Source organism: Halobacillus sp. ABD4_316 (assembly GCF_056161385.1).
In genome coordinates this window covers 17,485-33,305 of record NZ_JBSWZA010000011.1, presented here as the reverse complement: position 1 = coordinate 33,305, position 15,821 = coordinate 17,485, and the positions used below count along the sequence as shown (strand labels likewise).

15 protein-coding genes are annotated in these 15,821 nt (G+C 34.9%); 10 read left to right on the top strand and 5 right to left on the bottom strand.

Going from position 1 to position 15,821, the window contains the following annotated elements; translation table 11 throughout:
* Positions 1–504: 504 nt before the first annotated feature.
* Entirely contained in the window at positions 505–1,137 is a 633-nt protein-coding gene (locus tag ACXAJH_RS20045) for a hypothetical protein (protein ID WP_474995013.1), read from the top strand.
* A 27-nt stretch (positions 1,138–1,164) separates the two neighbouring features.
* Entirely contained in the window at positions 1,165–1,365 is a 201-nt protein-coding gene (locus ACXAJH_RS20040; RefSeq protein ID WP_474995012.1) for a hypothetical protein, read from the top strand.
* A 179-nt stretch (positions 1,366–1,544) separates the two neighbouring features.
* Here the strand turns inward: ACXAJH_RS20040 and ACXAJH_RS20035 are convergent, their stop codons facing one another.
* The 3 genes from ACXAJH_RS20035 to ACXAJH_RS20025 form a co-directional block, all read right to left on the bottom strand.
* Positions 1,545–1,880: a topoisomerase gene (locus ACXAJH_RS20035; protein ID WP_474995011.1), complete on the bottom strand. Its 336-nt coding sequence runs from the start codon at positions 1,878–1,880 to the stop codon at positions 1,545–1,547.
* A 39-nt stretch (positions 1,881–1,919) separates the two neighbouring features.
* Positions 1,920–4,163, bottom strand: coding sequence for an AAA family ATPase (locus ACXAJH_RS20030; protein ID WP_474995010.1), 2,244 nt, complete (start codon positions 4,161–4,163; stop codon positions 1,920–1,922).
* Between the two features lie 77 nt (positions 4,164–4,240).
* A complete protein-coding gene (locus tag ACXAJH_RS20025; RefSeq protein ID WP_474995009.1) occupies positions 4,241–4,672 on the bottom strand; it encodes a hypothetical protein in 432 nt (143 codons plus the stop codon).
* 852 nt (positions 4,673–5,524) lie between these two features.
* Between ACXAJH_RS20025 and ACXAJH_RS20020 the strand changes: the two genes are divergently transcribed.
* The 5 genes from ACXAJH_RS20020 (at position 5,525) to ACXAJH_RS20000 (ending at position 8,982) form a co-directional block, all read left to right on the top strand.
* Positions 5,525–6,349 (top strand): ArdC family protein, encoded by an 825-nt coding sequence (locus ACXAJH_RS20020; RefSeq protein ID WP_474995008.1) that lies wholly within the window; start codon positions 5,525–5,527, stop codon positions 6,347–6,349.
* 218 nt (positions 6,350–6,567) lie between these two features.
* Positions 6,568–7,053, top strand: a complete 486-nt coding sequence (locus ACXAJH_RS20015; RefSeq protein WP_474995007.1) for a hypothetical protein — start codon at positions 6,568–6,570, stop codon at positions 7,051–7,053.
* A 32-nt stretch (positions 7,054–7,085) separates the two neighbouring features.
* A complete protein-coding gene (locus ACXAJH_RS20010) occupies positions 7,086–7,427 on the top strand; it encodes a hypothetical protein (protein WP_474995006.1) in 342 nt (113 codons plus the stop codon).
* Positions 7,428–7,448: 21 nt separating this feature from the next.
* Positions 7,449–8,072, top strand: a complete 624-nt coding sequence (locus ACXAJH_RS20005; RefSeq protein ID WP_474995005.1) for a hypothetical protein — start codon at positions 7,449–7,451, stop codon at positions 8,070–8,072.
* Between the two features lie 496 nt (positions 8,073–8,568).
* A complete protein-coding gene (locus ACXAJH_RS20000; RefSeq protein ID WP_474995004.1) occupies positions 8,569–8,982 on the top strand; it encodes a replication/maintenance protein RepL in 414 nt (137 codons plus the stop codon).
* Positions 8,983–9,038: 56 nt separating this feature from the next.
* Here the strand turns inward: ACXAJH_RS20000 and ACXAJH_RS19995 are convergent, their stop codons facing one another.
* Together ACXAJH_RS19995 and ACXAJH_RS19990 are read right to left on the bottom strand one after the other, a co-directional pair.
* Positions 9,039–9,338 (bottom strand): hypothetical protein, encoded by a 300-nt coding sequence (locus tag ACXAJH_RS19995; RefSeq protein WP_474995003.1) that lies wholly within the window; start codon positions 9,336–9,338, stop codon positions 9,039–9,041.
* Between the two features lie 2 nt (positions 9,339–9,340).
* Complete coding sequence (locus ACXAJH_RS19990) at positions 9,341–10,399, bottom strand: ParM/StbA family protein (RefSeq protein WP_474995002.1); 1,059 nt, start codon at positions 10,397–10,399, stop codon at positions 9,341–9,343.
* A gap of 532 nt (positions 10,400–10,931) precedes the next feature.
* Between ACXAJH_RS19990 and ACXAJH_RS19985 the strand changes: the two genes are divergently transcribed.
* From ACXAJH_RS19985 to ACXAJH_RS19975, 3 genes are all read left to right on the top strand, one after another.
* A complete protein-coding gene (locus tag ACXAJH_RS19985) occupies positions 10,932–12,404 on the top strand; it encodes a primase C-terminal domain-containing protein (RefSeq protein ID WP_474995001.1) in 1,473 nt (490 codons plus the stop codon).
* An 818-nt stretch (positions 12,405–13,222) separates the two neighbouring features.
* Positions 13,223–13,927: a hypothetical protein gene (locus ACXAJH_RS19980; RefSeq protein WP_474995000.1), complete on the top strand. Its 705-nt coding sequence runs from the start codon at positions 13,223–13,225 to the stop codon at positions 13,925–13,927.
* Positions 13,911–15,818 carry a type IV secretory system conjugative DNA transfer family protein gene (locus ACXAJH_RS19975; RefSeq protein WP_474994999.1) on the top strand — a complete coding sequence of 636 codons (1,908 nt, stop codon included), beginning with the start codon at positions 13,911–13,913 and terminating at the stop codon, positions 15,816–15,818. The genes ACXAJH_RS19980 and ACXAJH_RS19975 overlap by 17 nt, the downstream gene beginning before the upstream one ends.
* The last annotated feature ends 3 nt before the right edge of the window (positions 15,819–15,821 follow it).

Here is a 15,821-nt window from a genome sequence, read left to right as displayed (position 1 = left end):
TGGATCCTTCATTCCCATCCTCCGTTGTACAGTTAAAATTTAGTTAAATAAACTTCCTGCTTTTCACGCTAAAATACGCTTATAGCAGAACTTGTCGCGCGCCCCCGTTTCCGTAAGACTCGATATCAAGTTAATATTGGGAATACTTTTACTATCACGTTATCCTACAAGGAAATAAGCCCAGATAAACCGAAAGGAAACTAAAATTTTACTAAGGATTCCGTATCTTTTCCTAACATAACACTTGTTCAAGATACATCATTAATTTCCCTAAAACTCAATCAAACTGAATTGAGTTACATATATTTATGAGGCCTTTAGTTGATTACTCGAAATCGAAGCAATTTCCTTTATGTATTGTTATTTTGTCTTCGTAGCTTCTTTATTTTTTCTGAGTAATGTACAGTAATGAATGTATATACTTCGAGACTCTACCACATTTATTGTATGAAAACATCGATTTTGGTAGTATTTATGGGAATAAGTTATTAAGGAGGATGTAATTTGAAGTACTTATTCTACTCATGTTTATTGAGTTCATTAATATTGTTAGCTGCTTGTAATGAAAGTCAAACAACAAGTGAAGTGACTTCTGAAGAAACGAATGAATCTCAGGAAGTGGAAAACAAAGATTCTGAAGGAGAAGAGAATAGGGACAATAATGATTCTGAAGAAGAAAATATGTTTTCTTTAGGCGAATTTGATGTTGTAAATTCAAAAACAGAAGTGGGTACTGTTACATCAGGACCAGTAACTGTAGATATACTCGGTGTTTCCGTACAAAAAGGTGAAATAAATGATACCTATACAGATAACCTCCCAGATGGTGAAGTTACATTTGTCAGGTTAGATTTTACAGTTACTTCAGAACAAGATACTTTAACCTTTGAAAGAGAATTTCTTCCAATAAAGGTGAATGGTGAGGGGGATTGGGTTGAACCGAACCTCCGTATGAGTGGTAACTTAGCGTTTGGTTATAGGGGCACCGGGGAACATCGGGCCTATGCTTCCTATTTATTAGACGAAGCTAATGCTGATGAGATAGAATCAATAACACTTCAAGTGAAAGCGCCCAGAGATGAAAATAACAAACCTTTAGGTGAAGATAAAAGCATCATTGTAGATATAACTCAGTGAACAAATATATATTAAGGGAAGATAAATATGGATATAATATTGGTTGCATTTTTAGTATTTGTTGTAGTTTTAGCTTTTACCGTCTCAAGGTTTGCCAAGTCTGCTGTTAAGCAGACAAATAAAGGTTATCAAAACATGGATGAAGCTAATGCAATCAGAAAAGAAAATGTAGAGCTACAAAAAGAAATACTTAAAGAATTAAAAGAGATAAAAAACAAAATGGATTAGAACAATGTACGTTCCTTAAGCAACTATTCTCAACGTAAAAAGGCTATTATCATAATGGTAATAGCCTTTTTAGATAAGAAAGGCGCATATTCTTCTTGAACAATCGCCCCCGTTAATTGAAGACTCGATTTCAAGATAATCAAAGCCAGGGGTTTTATGGCTTTAGTGCTTAACTAAAGTTACTTATTTTTGAAGTAAGCTTTTGCTACAAAATTCTCAATAAACTTTCTAAGGTATTTGTCTTGAAGCATTAATTCTATTCTATAAGAAGACTTATCAGATTGATTCTTCTCACGTTGATAAATTTCTTCATGCCCTTCCAACCAAGCTTCAACACATTCTTCTGCTGTATCACAATCACCTACGTCTACACCATAAGTTCTAAATTTACCACCTATAAGGCCATTAAAATTGGAATATACCCTTCCAAAGTGACTTTTCATAAGCTCATTAGTACGCCTTAGAGCTTCCTGCTGATGATTTCTAAAATAGGTTTCAACTTCTTCTCTGTTCATTTAAATACTCCTCTATAATTGTTATCTTGCTATAACTTATTATTCACTTGTAGATGCAGCTTCTTTGTTTCCTATATCTATTTCGTTTTCACTTAAACCATCTTCAGTTACAACTTGTTCAACATTTCCCATCATCATTTCGTAATGAGAACCATGCCCCATTTTATAAAAAATCCGCATGAATACATCTAAATACTTTTCCACAGCATCTAAACTTCTCTCTACATATAAATCTTCATTAATATGATGGGAACCATCGTGTAACCAAGAAATTAATGATCTACAGATCATTTTTTCTTCATCCTCAAACTTATTGACTATATCTGTTAAATTAATTCCTCCAAAGAAAGTAAAATAATTTTCCAGAATTCTTCTCATCACGTTTTGAGTGGTTATTAAGCTTTGGTTCTTTAAATGGAATAACTCTTTCCACATAAGTTCATAAGAAGACTTAATGGGATTTTCATCATATTGTTGAACATAAGATTTGTTATCTGTTTTTCTAACAATCCAAAACGATTCGTCGCTGCGAGATTGTTTTGATTGTTTGAATGAAACTTCTTTATGGAAGTAAATATTATGTGTCAGTAAAATCAATTGTCTAGCATCTCCTGTATCGCTTCTTACCTCCTCAATAATTTCTCTAATAAGATTACTTACTATAAACAGAATATTGCTATCTAAACTAGATATCGGATCATCTAACACTACTATTTTATTAGTAGTGATTTCTTCACTATCTGTACTGCCCTTTAATAAATTATAAAAATAAAGGAAAGTTATAAACGTCTTTTCACCTTCACTTAGTGTATTATCTACATCTTCCCCGTTTTCCCGTACTATCTTATAATGACCTTTCTCAGAGGCGGTATCTAATTTGAAATTTGTAAAACCAAAGGAGTTTAACCTCTTATTTATCTCATTTACTGAGTGTTTAATGTTTGTAACTTGCTTTTGAAGTCGAGAAAGCTCTTCCTCCAATTGTTTCCTATGGTTAACCTTGTTTTTCAATCCAGTTTCCCTTCCATTTATTTCTTTAACCAACTGAACATCTTTTGACTTATATCTGGAATAATTCTTCTTATTTTGCTCAATCAAATATCTCCATATATCTTCAATTAATATCTCTCTAGCTTCTTTGGCATTAGTCACTAAGACATTATTTTCTGTGATTAACTCATTTGCTCTTTTAATTTCAGCATTTACATCAATGATGTTCTGAGAAACATCTCGTAAAACAATAACCTTACTTGGTTCATTAATTTTACTCTTAATTAGGTTCATATTGTCCTTTATCTTAGCTTCAATTAATAGAAAGATATCATGGAGCTTACTATTGTCTAAATAATCATTTTTTTCTTTAATTAATTCTTTTAATTGGAATATAATACCTTCTGCATATTTCTCATAGATCTCAGAAAAATTTTTCAACCTATTTATTTGATCAGAGTATGTTTGGTCAAAGTAACTATGTAATTTAGCATCTAACTCCTCTGGGAGTTCTTGCTGACAGAATGGGCAAATACCATTTGAATTATGCATATGTTCATGCCCTTGTAGTACCCAATCACTAATGCTTAATTTATTTATTAAGTTAGAAATGTCTACATCATCTGCACCAATTATTTTTGTATTTAGGATAGAAATATCTTGGAACTCAATAGTGGATTGTATGAGACGTATAGTGTCTCTTTTAACAAGCTCCCGTTCAAAAAGTGCCTCTTTTCTCTGGACTAAGTTTTCAAAGTCCTTTAATTCTTTATTATTATCAGTTTCCTCTATAAATTTTTTCAGTAGTTTCTTTTTTTCCTTATTATAACCTGTAAATGCCTCTTTGAAATATGGTTTATAATTATCTCTTATTCTCCAACACTCTTCCATAAAAATCCTTTCATTACTGGACCTTTCGTCTTCTTTCTTTTCTAACCCTTCCCTCAAGTCGCTAATTTTTTCTCTATGTTTCACTATATCTTCTTTTTTTTCCTTAATTTGTTCTATGGTTTCTTTTTGGTCTTTTCCTAAAGTGAAAATACCTTTTATAGATTCGTTCTGTCTAAAGTTCTCTTCAACAAAATTTCGATTATAAACAAATATCTTGTGGTCAGGTTTAGCTTTCGTTATATGGCAATCTGGAAATTGGTCATAGTTACGCAACACTTCAGAAATAGTTGTTTTTCCAGAACCATTGCTTCCATAAAAGTAATTCACTTTTTCTAATCCTTTAATTTTTGCACCCTCATTGTCATAAGTTGCTACATTTCTCAAGAAAATTTCACTTATCATATAATCCCCCTTTTGCATGTGAAAAGAACTAGCTTAATCCACATTTTACCACAGAAAGTTATGTTATAAGGATACAATTATCTCGAAACTGAGTCTTCAACTAACCTGCCCTTTAGCAAAAGACTCAGTTTCGAAATAGTTAGCGTTTGTAAGTCCTTTGGTGTTCCTCCACTATGTTTAGGTCCACACCAATTACCCCAAACTGGAAAGCTCAGCCCCATAGTTGTGAAACCTGTAGGGTTGTATTCCTGATCTAAACGGTTGACGTATTTTCCAGATTCAATTACGAAATCACTTTGTCCATCTTGCACAGCCTTCTCCACGTCGAATGATACACGACCTTCAGAATCTGTTGTTATGTATTTCTGTAAAGCTTCCTGGACTTCTTCCATATTACTATTTTCGTCCACGGTTCTCTCTGAGGCATTAGTAATGTGAGGATGTACTATTCCCAGCATTAAAACTAATGCAAGTAGAGAAATAAAAGATTTTTTTGCTACTTCTTTCATGATTAATACCTCTTTTTTTGTATTTTTTTATGACTTTAAGCACAATAAGTAACTTACCATTTTTCTCCTTATTTTTTTCTTTTTTTAGTAGAAAAGTAAATATTGCCTATGTATTAATTATATTGTAAATAATCAGACCGGGGAGAGGATACTTTACTTCGCTCAGTTTAACTAATGATTCAATTGAATATAAATCAGGACGACAACATTACTCTGACGATCTTCTCATTGAGCAATTACGTGGGGAAATCAAAGGAATGAAAAGAATGGCATTTATCGTTGGAGTTGAAGTTATTTTGGAAGGAGATATATTTTAAAAGCGTAAAATTATAGTTCAAGAAACTTTTGGGCGGTGGTACTACAGATTGATCAGGAAGCAAAAAACGCTTCCTGTCATTCTGTACGTATCGCTGCGGTACTAAATAGCTCGATAACCACGGACTGTAAGGCTCATCCTTCGCCTACATTCCGTTGGTTCCTGATCTATTTGCCTTTGGCCGCACCGCACGAACCGGAAATCAATATCAGAGTGGAAAGCAGGCCAACGCCTGCTTTTTTATTTTGGTTATTTTTCCTTTTGCACTCCGAATCGTACAACGTCCTTGAATCTTCTAAGTCTCCAATGGGGCAGGAACCGTAAGCCTTTCCCCATTGGAAACTAAGAAGATTAGGAAGCCATCAATAAACTTTCACGGCATAGCCTCCACTCCGTTTCGGTATTCCATGGTCTTATTGACGGCTTCCTATAAGGAGTTGTCACGTTCTCCATAGCAAAAGGGAAAAATAATCCCCCTTTGGGGAACTCACTTCGTTTCGGAGTTTCAGCCCAAAGGAAAAATAAGGAGGAAAACCATGAGTGAAAAAATTTATGAAATGATTACAGATCAAATCATTGAAAAGCTGGAGGAAGGGGTCATTCCTTGGAAGAAGCCTTGGAAAAACGGCGTTGCAGTTAATTGGAAAACTCAAAAACCTTATCGTGGGATAAATACAATGCTTTTAGATGGTGGAGAATACGCAACTTTCAAGCAGATCAAGGAAGCCGGAGGGAAAGTCAAAAAAGGGGGGAAATCGCATATTGTGGTTTTCTGGAAGATGCTTAAAGTGGAAGATGAAGATACAGATGAAGAAAAAAAGATCCCTTTTCTCAGATACTATCGTGTTTTTAATGTAGGTACTCAGGTGAAAGGATTAGAGACTAAAATGAGTCATGAAACATATGAACATGATCCTATAGAAGAAGCTGAAAAGATCAAAGAAGAATACTTTAACGGTCCATCCTTCAGTTTTAGAAGTGGCCGAGCTTATTATGTCCCTTTTGAAGATCGAGTGAATGTTCCACCAAAAGAAGATTTTGAAGATGTTCATGAATTTTACAGTACCCTTTTTCATGAAATGGTTCACAGCACAGGCCATAAGGAGCGGTTGGATCGTAAAGGAGTAACAGGAAAAATCAGTTTCGGAAGTGAAAGGTACAGTAAGGAAGAATTAATAGCAGATTTAGGAGCTTCCATGCTTTGCGGCGTAACTGGAATTGAAGTTCACACCATAGATAACAGCGCAGCTTATATTCAATCATGGTTAAACAAATTGAGAGAGGATAAAACATTGATCGTAAATGCTTCCCAGAAAGCACAAAAAGCCAGTGATCGTATTTTAGGGGTAGAATTTTCATAAAAAAATCCCCTGTATGATAACTCATACAGGGGGATTTAAACTTCATAAAACGCTTGAAGAACGTTTTATTTTTTAATAACGCTTAGTGTTTTTGAAGCGTTTTTAAAGGTTTGAGATAGCATGGATATAGGATTTTGCGTGTCCTACCGGACTTTTATTTTTTGGGTGGAGCTTTTCACCTCAAAGTTCACGCTAATATCTCGATAAGGAGAGAAAACATGAATACATGTGCTTTTTGTGGATCACCGGTTGAGAGGTTATATTGTACTTTCTGCCAGATGGATTTAGAGCCACGGTATGTCTTAAAGAATGGAAAGCGTGTTTCCAGTACAATCGAGCAACTTCCAGAAGAACAGGATATTTTTTTAAGTACCCCCGAGTTAATACAGCGGGACACCATTGAGTTATTATGTTTATTAAAATATGCCCGTAAACATCGAACGGATGTTTATAATTGGCGTTTCCTTACAAATAAAGCTAATGAGTTGGAAGATGTTAAAGAAATGAAGGAGAAAAGCTTTAAAGAGTACGAAAACGCTACAAGGAAGGTTTGGGTGATTGAGAACATTGTTAAAGAACGCATGGGCTATTATCCAAAAGTCGTCACTGATGATTTTATTAATAGGTATCATTTACGCATGAAGCAGTCAGAGGAAAAACGAATGACTATGAAGAAATCGATAGTAAAGAAAAATAAAGCTTGACTGTACTGAACTGAATCAAAGGAGGTCTGGAGGTGTTTAATGAAACTCAGTATGTAGATGCAAAGCGGCGTTATGAACGTGAAAATACAGCGAGTGGATTAATATTCTTGGAATCCTTGTTTGTGACGCTGATGATTGGATTTCGCTTTGATTCTTGGAAGGTCGGTGTCCTGGTGTTTTTGGGGCTGATTGTTTTATGCTCGTTCCGGCCGGTTTCAATAATCTTTGCTATTCTTTTTAGTTTATTTTGGTCCCTAATTGGTGTAGTAATAGGGTTCGGTTTTCTTCAATCCCCTTTATTAGCGGTGATTTTTGCAGTAGTTTTCTTTATTATTTCTATAGTCCTTCACTTAGAGTATTTTCGTATTATTTGAATAGATTAAGGAGGGGTCTAATTGAGTGGTTTCATAACGAATTATGTGGTGTTGTTAGCGGCTATAATTACCTTTTTATTAACTTTGTTTAAAGAGAGGTCGATAAGGAAAAAAGAACTGAGGCCCATTCTTAAAGTAACTCAGATAGATTCTGTATATGAAATTTATAAAGATGCGGCTTATAGCCCGGGAATCCAAGTTAAAGATAAACATGACATTAAATTTGAGAAATTAGCAGGTCAATATGGCGATTCTTTTAGAATGTCTTTTTTAGTCATTGAAAATGCCTCAGAGAATCCAGCTCTTGATTTGTATGTCGAAACAAAAAATGGAAAATATGAGGATGTATGGTCAAAGAAATTTGCATTTGAAACTTTGCTGCCTAAAGAACATATATTAATTCCTTTAGGCACACCCGAGCACCCTTGGTTTCTTGATGATATATGTCAAAAAATAATATATAGAACCATAGAAGGTGAAAAGCTATCCTATGAATCTAAAAGGGTTTATGAAGTGAAATTAGATCAAGATAGGGAACGTTCTAAAATGGAAACAGCTTTATACAAATATTGGTTTATGTTCATTAAAATTCGGTATCTAAAATTTCACGAATCAGATTATTACACCTATTTCATTAATAAATAACCTTATGACCAGACAAGGGTTAGGAAGAGGTTTGGCTCTTACCTAACTCTTATCTTTTTTTTTGTTTAAGGTCAAAATTTGGCTTAACAGCACAAGCGAATATGCCAATAGGACTATGATGGTAATTACGCTTAATTTCAACCAATGTACCATGATTACTTGTCCAATTAGAGGAAATAGATCTGGGAAGACAGCAGCAAAGATTGTAATTAGCAACGCCACCCATGCTAATGGTTCTTTGGTTCTGCTCATATGATGGCTCCTTTCATAGCATCGTATCTGCTAAAGGTTTCAGTTAACATCATTTTACCCCTTTCATATTATATATAAAGGGGATACAATATGTTTGAAATATGAGATAAACCATTGATATAAATAGGTTTTTCCCTTTTTAAGTTTAATGAAAAGTTGCGTTAAATTATACTTAAAGTTGTATATAATTCATCTTTTTTCTTTATAGTTGTAAATATAGAAACTTTAAAAGGAGGGATGTAAGATGCCAAGAGGAAAGGTTTTTGGTAATTATTGGGGTTCCTTTATTCTGGGATGGCTCGAGCACTTGCGAGATAATGATTTAAATGGGACTGACTATAGGACGTTATTTTTCCTTTGTGAGCAGATGAACCATAATGATAATGTAGCTTATCTCAAGCAGAAGCAAATTGCAGAACATTTAATGACTCACAAAGGGAATATTTCTAAGTCCATCAAAAAGTTAAGAGAGAAGCAATTCATTGCTAAACATACCAATGGATTTATGATCAATCCCCATTTGTTTTACGTGGGAAGAAATGCCGCACTTATGAGAAACGATCTTAGGGATGAATTCGACAACTTAGTACTTCAAAGTGAAGAGAGAGTTAAATTTGAAATGGATGAAAGCACTAGAGAGTTAAAAGTAGAGGAATAGTCGAACATAACAACCCCGAACCTCTATAAAAGAGGTTCGGGGTTGTTATGTTCGACTTAATCAAAGTCATTTGAGGAAAAAGAAGCTCCTATTGTTTTAGGAAGGACCTTCTTTTTATCTTTATTTGTATCAGATTTTATTGTTTCTGCTTTCTCGGGGGGTTGCCCCTTTATTTCTGCTGACTGCTGCAACATTTTTTGTTGGCCCATGCTTTGCATCGCATTCATATATTGGCGAATAACTGACTTTATAAAACCGGCTCTAGTGGTTCCATTGTCATCAATGAATTGAAGAAGGTCGGCTTCCTTCTCCATATTAAATTGAAGTTCAACACGTTCCTTTTTCTTTTCGGGCATCTTTAGACACCTGCTTCCTCAAGTTGTGATGCCTTTCCGAATTTATAAAATCCGTTTGCATTAGCTGTTTCACTATTCTCTACAAAGATCGCATGTCTATACGCATTTAGGATTTCTTCATGGTTGATCAGGTTTGCCCCACCACCAGTAAACAAGAAGGTATCAATCTTAGATGTTCCTTTAAGAGTGGAGTTGATTGTATTAATTAGCTCTCTTGTGTACTTAATCTTGGCCTTCTTTACGTGCTTGGTTATATTGTAAGATTCATTTTTATTTGGTCTGAAAAAGTATTGGTCATTATCACCTTGACGCAATATTTTCTCTACGTTACTACTTGTAATTCCATGAATATTATCTTTTAAACAGCTGTTCGTGATCATTTCATAAATCTTATAGGCTCCATTTTCTTTCTGAGCACGTCCAGTATCGGAAAGGTTCATATTCATTAAAGTATCAATGAGTATGGTTCCTCCACCAATATCTACAATCGTAACCTGTTCCTCTAAGTAATTTTCATTTTCCAAGTAACCATCTGCATCGAGCATTTCATTGTAAATCGTTCCAACCGGTTGAGGAAGAACTTTAACTTCTTTAACCCGGACGTTTAGGCTTTCATCATTTATAGTTACGTTGTGATCTCCTTTAAGTACGTTCATAATCCCTTTTACCGAAGATTCATTGAAGTCATTAGTTGGAACACCAGTAACGATAAGAACCTCTAGAATCCCATTCTTAGCTTCCTCATAGTCTTTGGCCAGTTCACCGATCGCAAATGAAGAAAGAAGCTTAAACTCATTTGTGTTGTACCGATCTTCAAAGTGAATGGTGTCTATAAAATTACCTTTGGAGTGAGCATGATAAAGGTCTTCCCCCCAGGCATATTCAAACATTGAATCAAAGTTTGTTTCGTATTTATTCACTTTCAGCTTGGAGTTGAATATAGACGTGCTTTGATCCCCTAGATCATCGTAATCTAAAAAGCTACTAGGTAAGACTTTTTCTGTTTTACTAGACTTAATTTTCGTTTGTAAGTTCCCTAGATCAAGAGAAAAGATTTCCATTAAATGTTCCTCCTTTAAAATAACGTTATTTTACCGTATACCCCTTACATAATACTGGTAAAATAACGGTAAGTCAAATTTAAAAATAAAAAAACACCGTTAAAATAACGGTGTTTTTTTATTGAACATATGTAAAAATAACGTTAAAATAACGGTGTGAGTAATCTGTTAAATTTTCAGTCAAAACTAGACAAAACTAAATTCAAGCTTTAAGATAATATGTAATTACATTTTGACAGGTTACGAATTTCAAAATACATAAAAAAGACAAATTAAAAGAGCAGTGCTGGTAACACTACTCTTTTGATAAGCTAGCCCAAGGCTGACAACCACGCTAGCTTTGAAAACAAGGGGAATACCCCTCGTTTGTTAATATAGTTATACGTATATATTAGCGAATGAAAGCCGGTTTTGCAAGTAATGAGTGCATCTTTTTCTCTACATTATTCGGCAGTTTTCAAAGTATAGACTGGTAGACCGTTAGGGCGAGAGCTTTGACGGTCTTTTTTGTGTGGAAAAAGAGGTGAACATGATGCAGCAGTTACATCCAGAAACATTAAGCGTTATTCAAGCCATGACTAATCAGGATTTATTACCTTATAAGAAGAAAAACTCCCGATTTACAATGGCGGATCGAGCTTTACAGGATACATATTTGAGCAACAGTAAGCATGGTGTGGTTTTTGTCGCTCCTACAAAAGAGCAATTAAGCCAAGGGAAAGGGTTTGTTGTGACCTCTTATGAAGCTTTAGAAAACGTTTATCAAGAAGTTACGCATTGGACGCCAAACCTTTTCCGTTTCGGAACTTATTCTGACTTTAAAAAGCAGTATATCAAGGGCCATGAAAAAGAGAACTTAAAACAGATAAATGTTATTGGCTTTGATATTGATACAAAAGAAATGAGTGTATATGACTTGTTCTTAGGGTGCCAGGAACTTGGATTACCTCAACCAAATTTGATACTGGAAACGCCGAAAGGGTATCAAGGTTTCTTTATTTTGGAAACGCCCTTTTATATCCATAATCAGCAGAATTATAAAGCACTACGTGTAGCTGAACGTGTGGCTTCAAATTTATTAGATGCTTTAAGTACATATGCTCCGATTGACCGAAACTGTAATCCTTTTGGCTTTTATCGTATGCCAAACGATGAAAACATCGTTTGCTATCAAGATCAGCAAGCAAATACAGATGATTTAATAAATTGGTCCATAAATTATGAAAAAGAAGCGAAGAAGCAATCTTTTCACGTGATTTATGGAGGCCAGCATGCTTCAGCATGCCATAATACATCTTCAGATTGGTACAAGGCTCTTCTAAGGACTGTAACGATTCAATCAAGGGAGTATGCTTCAAGCCGTAATAACGCTCTTTTAACGCTTGCTTTAGCCAATTATGCAGATGGAATACCACTTGAACAGGCGTATGACGTATTGGATGAATGGAACAGCTCTCTTCATTTTCCTTTGTCTCTTCAAGAGTTCAACCGCACTCTCAAGAGTGCTTATTCAGGCAAGTATCAAGGGGTTCAACGTTCATATGTTGAGTCGCTTTTAGAGAATTGGACCGATGGATCCATTAGCTTTCACGGTGGTCATGGATGGTATAAGTTTTCGAAGCCTAGAGAAGAACGAGAACGCAGTCATTATCACGAATGGGAAGAAGATATTATAGCCTATTTAAACGCTCATACAAGCGCTGAAAAGCCGGTTATGGAGTGTTCTCTTCGTGTGCTTGCAGATACTCTTAGCATACCCCTATCTACGCTTAAACAGGTATTTAAGAAATCTAAGAAACTATATAAAAAATCTACCGGAAAGGGTCGAGCTGCTAAAACTATTCTAGCTTCTAAGTCTATTTTATTTGATCACTTAATGTTCCTTAAACAGCAAAAAGAAGGTCACTTTCAATCAAAACAATTGGTTCAGTTGTTCCCTTATGAAGAAAAAAGATCATCTTTTATGGGGGTTATTAATGCTTTACCTGTGTATGATACAAGTTAATTTTTAATGGGCCAGTCTGCCAATACATATCTATGTACTTGCTTTGCTCGTTCTGTTATCCCCTTAAAATATATTTAAATCATTAGGATAATTATACCTTTATTTGTAGCTGGGGGGGTGTTTCAGCTTTTGACTTTATGGTTCTTTTTATTACTTGTAGGTTGTTTATTTTGGTTTGATCCAGAGCTGCTATTCTCTAATTTTTGATGGTCTTGATACATCTATGTTTCCATTTTGTAATGAGATGTAATAGTCATTATGTAATTGAGTAACCAATGTACTTATCTTATTAACGTTGAGTGTTTTATTGTTTAAATAACCTTTAAAATTTATTTAATTTAAAGGTTATATGAATTAAAGACAACCGCCCCGCCATATTGTTTTAGTGGTGCGGGTTACCCATCTTATTTTTCTCCGCTATCGCTACGAAAACTTCCTGACCTCACACACGGAACATCATGTGTGTGAGGTCAGGAAGGCATAAGATAGATAACCCTGTAATTTTTTGGTGGCGGGGCGGTTGTCTTTGGTTTTTTATTGTGATAATATGGAAATTAATTTAAAGGTTATTTAAAGATTTGGTGTAAGTTCGAGGTCAAGACCGGATTAAGTTTAAAGAGAAAGGGGGTTTCTGGTGAAACCCAAGGAGATTTTTCTAGGGAAAAATAAGTTCAAGAGCAAGTTTAAGGAAAGATAAGTATAGCTGGGTAGTTGTTTTTGGTTCTGTGATTGGAAATATGGATTTTCTTCATTAAATTTAAATGTAAGATTTTGTTGTGTAAACTAGAGAGGAGGATAATATCTAGGGAGGAATTTTGTTGACTTTGTTGAGAGAAAAGCAGGAAGAGATTTTGAGATCAATAGATAGATTTGGAGTGGTTACATCTTCTCAGTTGATTGAATATTTAAAGGGGAGAGTAAGTCATGTATCTGTCTATAATACAAAAAAGAAATTGTTGTCATTAGGATTTATAGAGGAAGAGAAAATTGGATATCAGTTGTTCTTATATATAAAGCCCAGAGGGGTTGATTATTTAGGAAGTAAGTTGACAGCTTTTACCAAGATTAATGTATCACAGCTGAAACATCAATTATGGATGAATGATTGTTTATTAGCTTTTAAAGTGATAGCTGCTAAGAAGGGTAAGGATTTTGAATTTTTAACTGAAAGAGAGTTGAGAAGTAATTATCTTACTCAGAATTTTTCGAGCAGAGAAAGGAAGAACACCACTTTACTAAAGAAAGTCCCAGATCGGATACCTGATTTTGTGATTTTTGAAAAGGGCAAAAGGATTGCGTGCGAAGTTGAATTAACTCAGAAATCATCGAAAAGGTATAAGGAAAAGTTCGCAAGGTACAAAGATGAGATTTTAAATGGTGAGTATGATGTGGTTCGTTACTTATGTGATGATGAACAGATTATGAAAACCGTTGAAGAGTATGCTATTTCGGCCGGTTTGGAAAAATCCATGTTTCAGCGTGAGCTTATATGGAGGTTGTTAGATATTGCCCAAAAAGAATAACGATGAAGTTGCTAAAGAATTAAGTTTAGGCGTTGCTATGTTGCTTGGAATTTTATTGATCTTTCCATTGTTAATATTTGCGATTCCTTTTTTCATAGCTGCCCGAGTTTTAAAAAAGCCTAAGATTCATTTGATTGTAAGTGTTTTATCAGGTGTGGTACTTGCTTTTTGTTTAATGTACCGAAGCTTTGATTACTTTGGAATTTATCAGTATTTGCCTTTTGGAGTTTCCTTTTTGGAAGAAGTATTTGGACAAACCATTACTTTTACGAATGTCTCCTGGGTGATTTATATATCTGGAGGTATTGCTACTTCTTATGTATGGGATCTGATTACCACTTATATTCGTTCCAAAAAAGTGCGTTCCATTGAACAAGAACAAGATGAATTTAAGACTTCAAATGAATTTAACCGAGTTTATCAGAAACGTCATGACCTGAATAAGAAAGCCCAAAAGCGTTGGCGTAAACAGGTTATGGATGGAAAGACAGAACAGCTTTTATTGGGAGTTAATCAACGTGGTAAGCCCTTCTATATGGACTTCAAAGAGGTAAATCAACACATGTTCGTTCCAGCTACTACAGGTGGTGGTAAAACCGTTTTACTTCTGAACTATATTGAATATGCGTTAATGAAAAATTATCCGGTTGTTTTCATTGATGGAAAAGGTTCAGCTGAAAGTATAGACGATGTGAAAGAAATTAGTGAGAAATACGGAAAAGAAATAAAAGTCTTTAGTGATGTGGATTCACTAACATACAATCCGATTCGTCACGGTAACGCCACTGTTATTACCGATAAGCTGCAGGCTCTAGTTGAAACGGAAAGCCAGTATTATGTAAAAGTTAATGAGGTATTGGTCCAAACTCTAATTCAATTTATTGATGCTTATGATTTCACTAGGGATTTATGGACGTTTGAAACGTATTTAAATCCCAAGAAGATTAAAGAAGTTCTGAATGATGATTTGATTGAAGTTGAAGAAGAGTATGAAGAACAGGAAGAAAGAGAGGACAAATACAATTACTCTAGCTTTCTTGATGAAGAGCCGGAAGGAGAACCAGAAACGGAAACAGTCACAGTTACAAAAAAACGCAGTAAAAAAGTTAGAAGTGATCGAGCTGATCGCTTTTATAAACGTTTCTTTGAAGACTGGGAAGCTACTGAAGAAGGTGAGCTTTATTTATTTGAAAATGCTTCAGTTGTTCGATTGGCCATTACAGCATTATTAGAGAAAGAGTTGGGCCAGTTGTTTAGAGAAAAAGAAGATGGATTGGATTTATTGGAGGTTAGTGATAACAAGGATGTATTGTTCATTAGCTTTGATGGTTCAATTTATGATAAATACATTAAAACGATTGCTCGTTTTATAATTTATGATTTGAATTTTCTCGTTTCCTACCGGAACCGACAAAAGATGAAGGAAGAGCCAATTTTAGCTGTGTACGATGAATTTTCGGTTTATGCGAATGACAAGATTGTTGATACCGTAAACAAATCAAGGTCAGCTGGGTTCCACTGTATTATTGCTACTCAAACGATCGCTGATCTAAGGAAAGTAGATAATCATCTGCCGGATCAGGTGATTGGAAATACGAACACTTACGCTATAGGTCAGACAAACAATGACGATGAACATGAAACTTGGGCCAATAAGATTGGAACTTATAAGGACCCTGACATTACCACTGTTACTGAAAGGCAAGAAGGCCGTTTAAAACGTGTTGATCGTAAAGCAGATCAAGGAACTGTACGACTTGTTCAAAAGTATAAAATTACTCCTGATGAAATTAGGAATTTACGTACAGGGGAGTTTGTTGTTTTTCGTAAAGCTGCTAAAGACAAAATTGATCCGGAAGTAGTCTATGTACGGCATCCGTTGATGGATTAAGGA

Bases quoted from the DNA above. Each gene is read 5' to 3' on its own strand.
- ACXAJH_RS19985 (WP_474995001.1), top strand. From the start codon at position 10,932: ATGCAGCAGTTACATCCAGAAACATTAAGCGTTATTCAAGCCATGACT.
- ACXAJH_RS20015 (WP_474995007.1), top strand. From the start codon at position 6,568: ATGAATACATGTGCTTTTTGTGGATCACCGGTTGAGAGGTTATATTGT.
- ACXAJH_RS20035 (WP_474995011.1), bottom strand. From the start codon at position 1,880: ATGAACAGAGAAGAAGTTGAAACCTATTTTAGAAATCATCAGCAGGAA.
- ACXAJH_RS20030 (WP_474995010.1), bottom strand. From the start codon at position 4,163: ATGATAAGTGAAATTTTCTTGAGAAATGTAGCAACTTATGACAATGAG.
- ACXAJH_RS20040 (WP_474995012.1), top strand. From the start codon at position 1,165: ATGGATATAATATTGGTTGCATTTTTAGTATTTGTTGTAGTTTTAGCT.
- ACXAJH_RS20000 (WP_474995004.1), top strand. From the start codon at position 8,569: ATGCCAAGAGGAAAGGTTTTTGGTAATTATTGGGGTTCCTTTATTCTG.
- ACXAJH_RS20025 (WP_474995009.1), bottom strand. From the start codon at position 4,672: ATGAAAGAAGTAGCAAAAAAATCTTTTATTTCTCTACTTGCATTAGTT.
- ACXAJH_RS19990 (WP_474995002.1), bottom strand. From the start codon at position 10,399: ATGGAAATCTTTTCTCTTGATCTAGGGAACTTACAAACGAAAATTAAG.
- ACXAJH_RS19995 (WP_474995003.1), bottom strand. From the start codon at position 9,338: ATGCCCGAAAAGAAAAAGGAACGTGTTGAACTTCAATTTAATATGGAG.
- ACXAJH_RS20020 (WP_474995008.1), top strand. From the start codon at position 5,525: ATGAGTGAAAAAATTTATGAAATGATTACAGATCAAATCATTGAAAAG.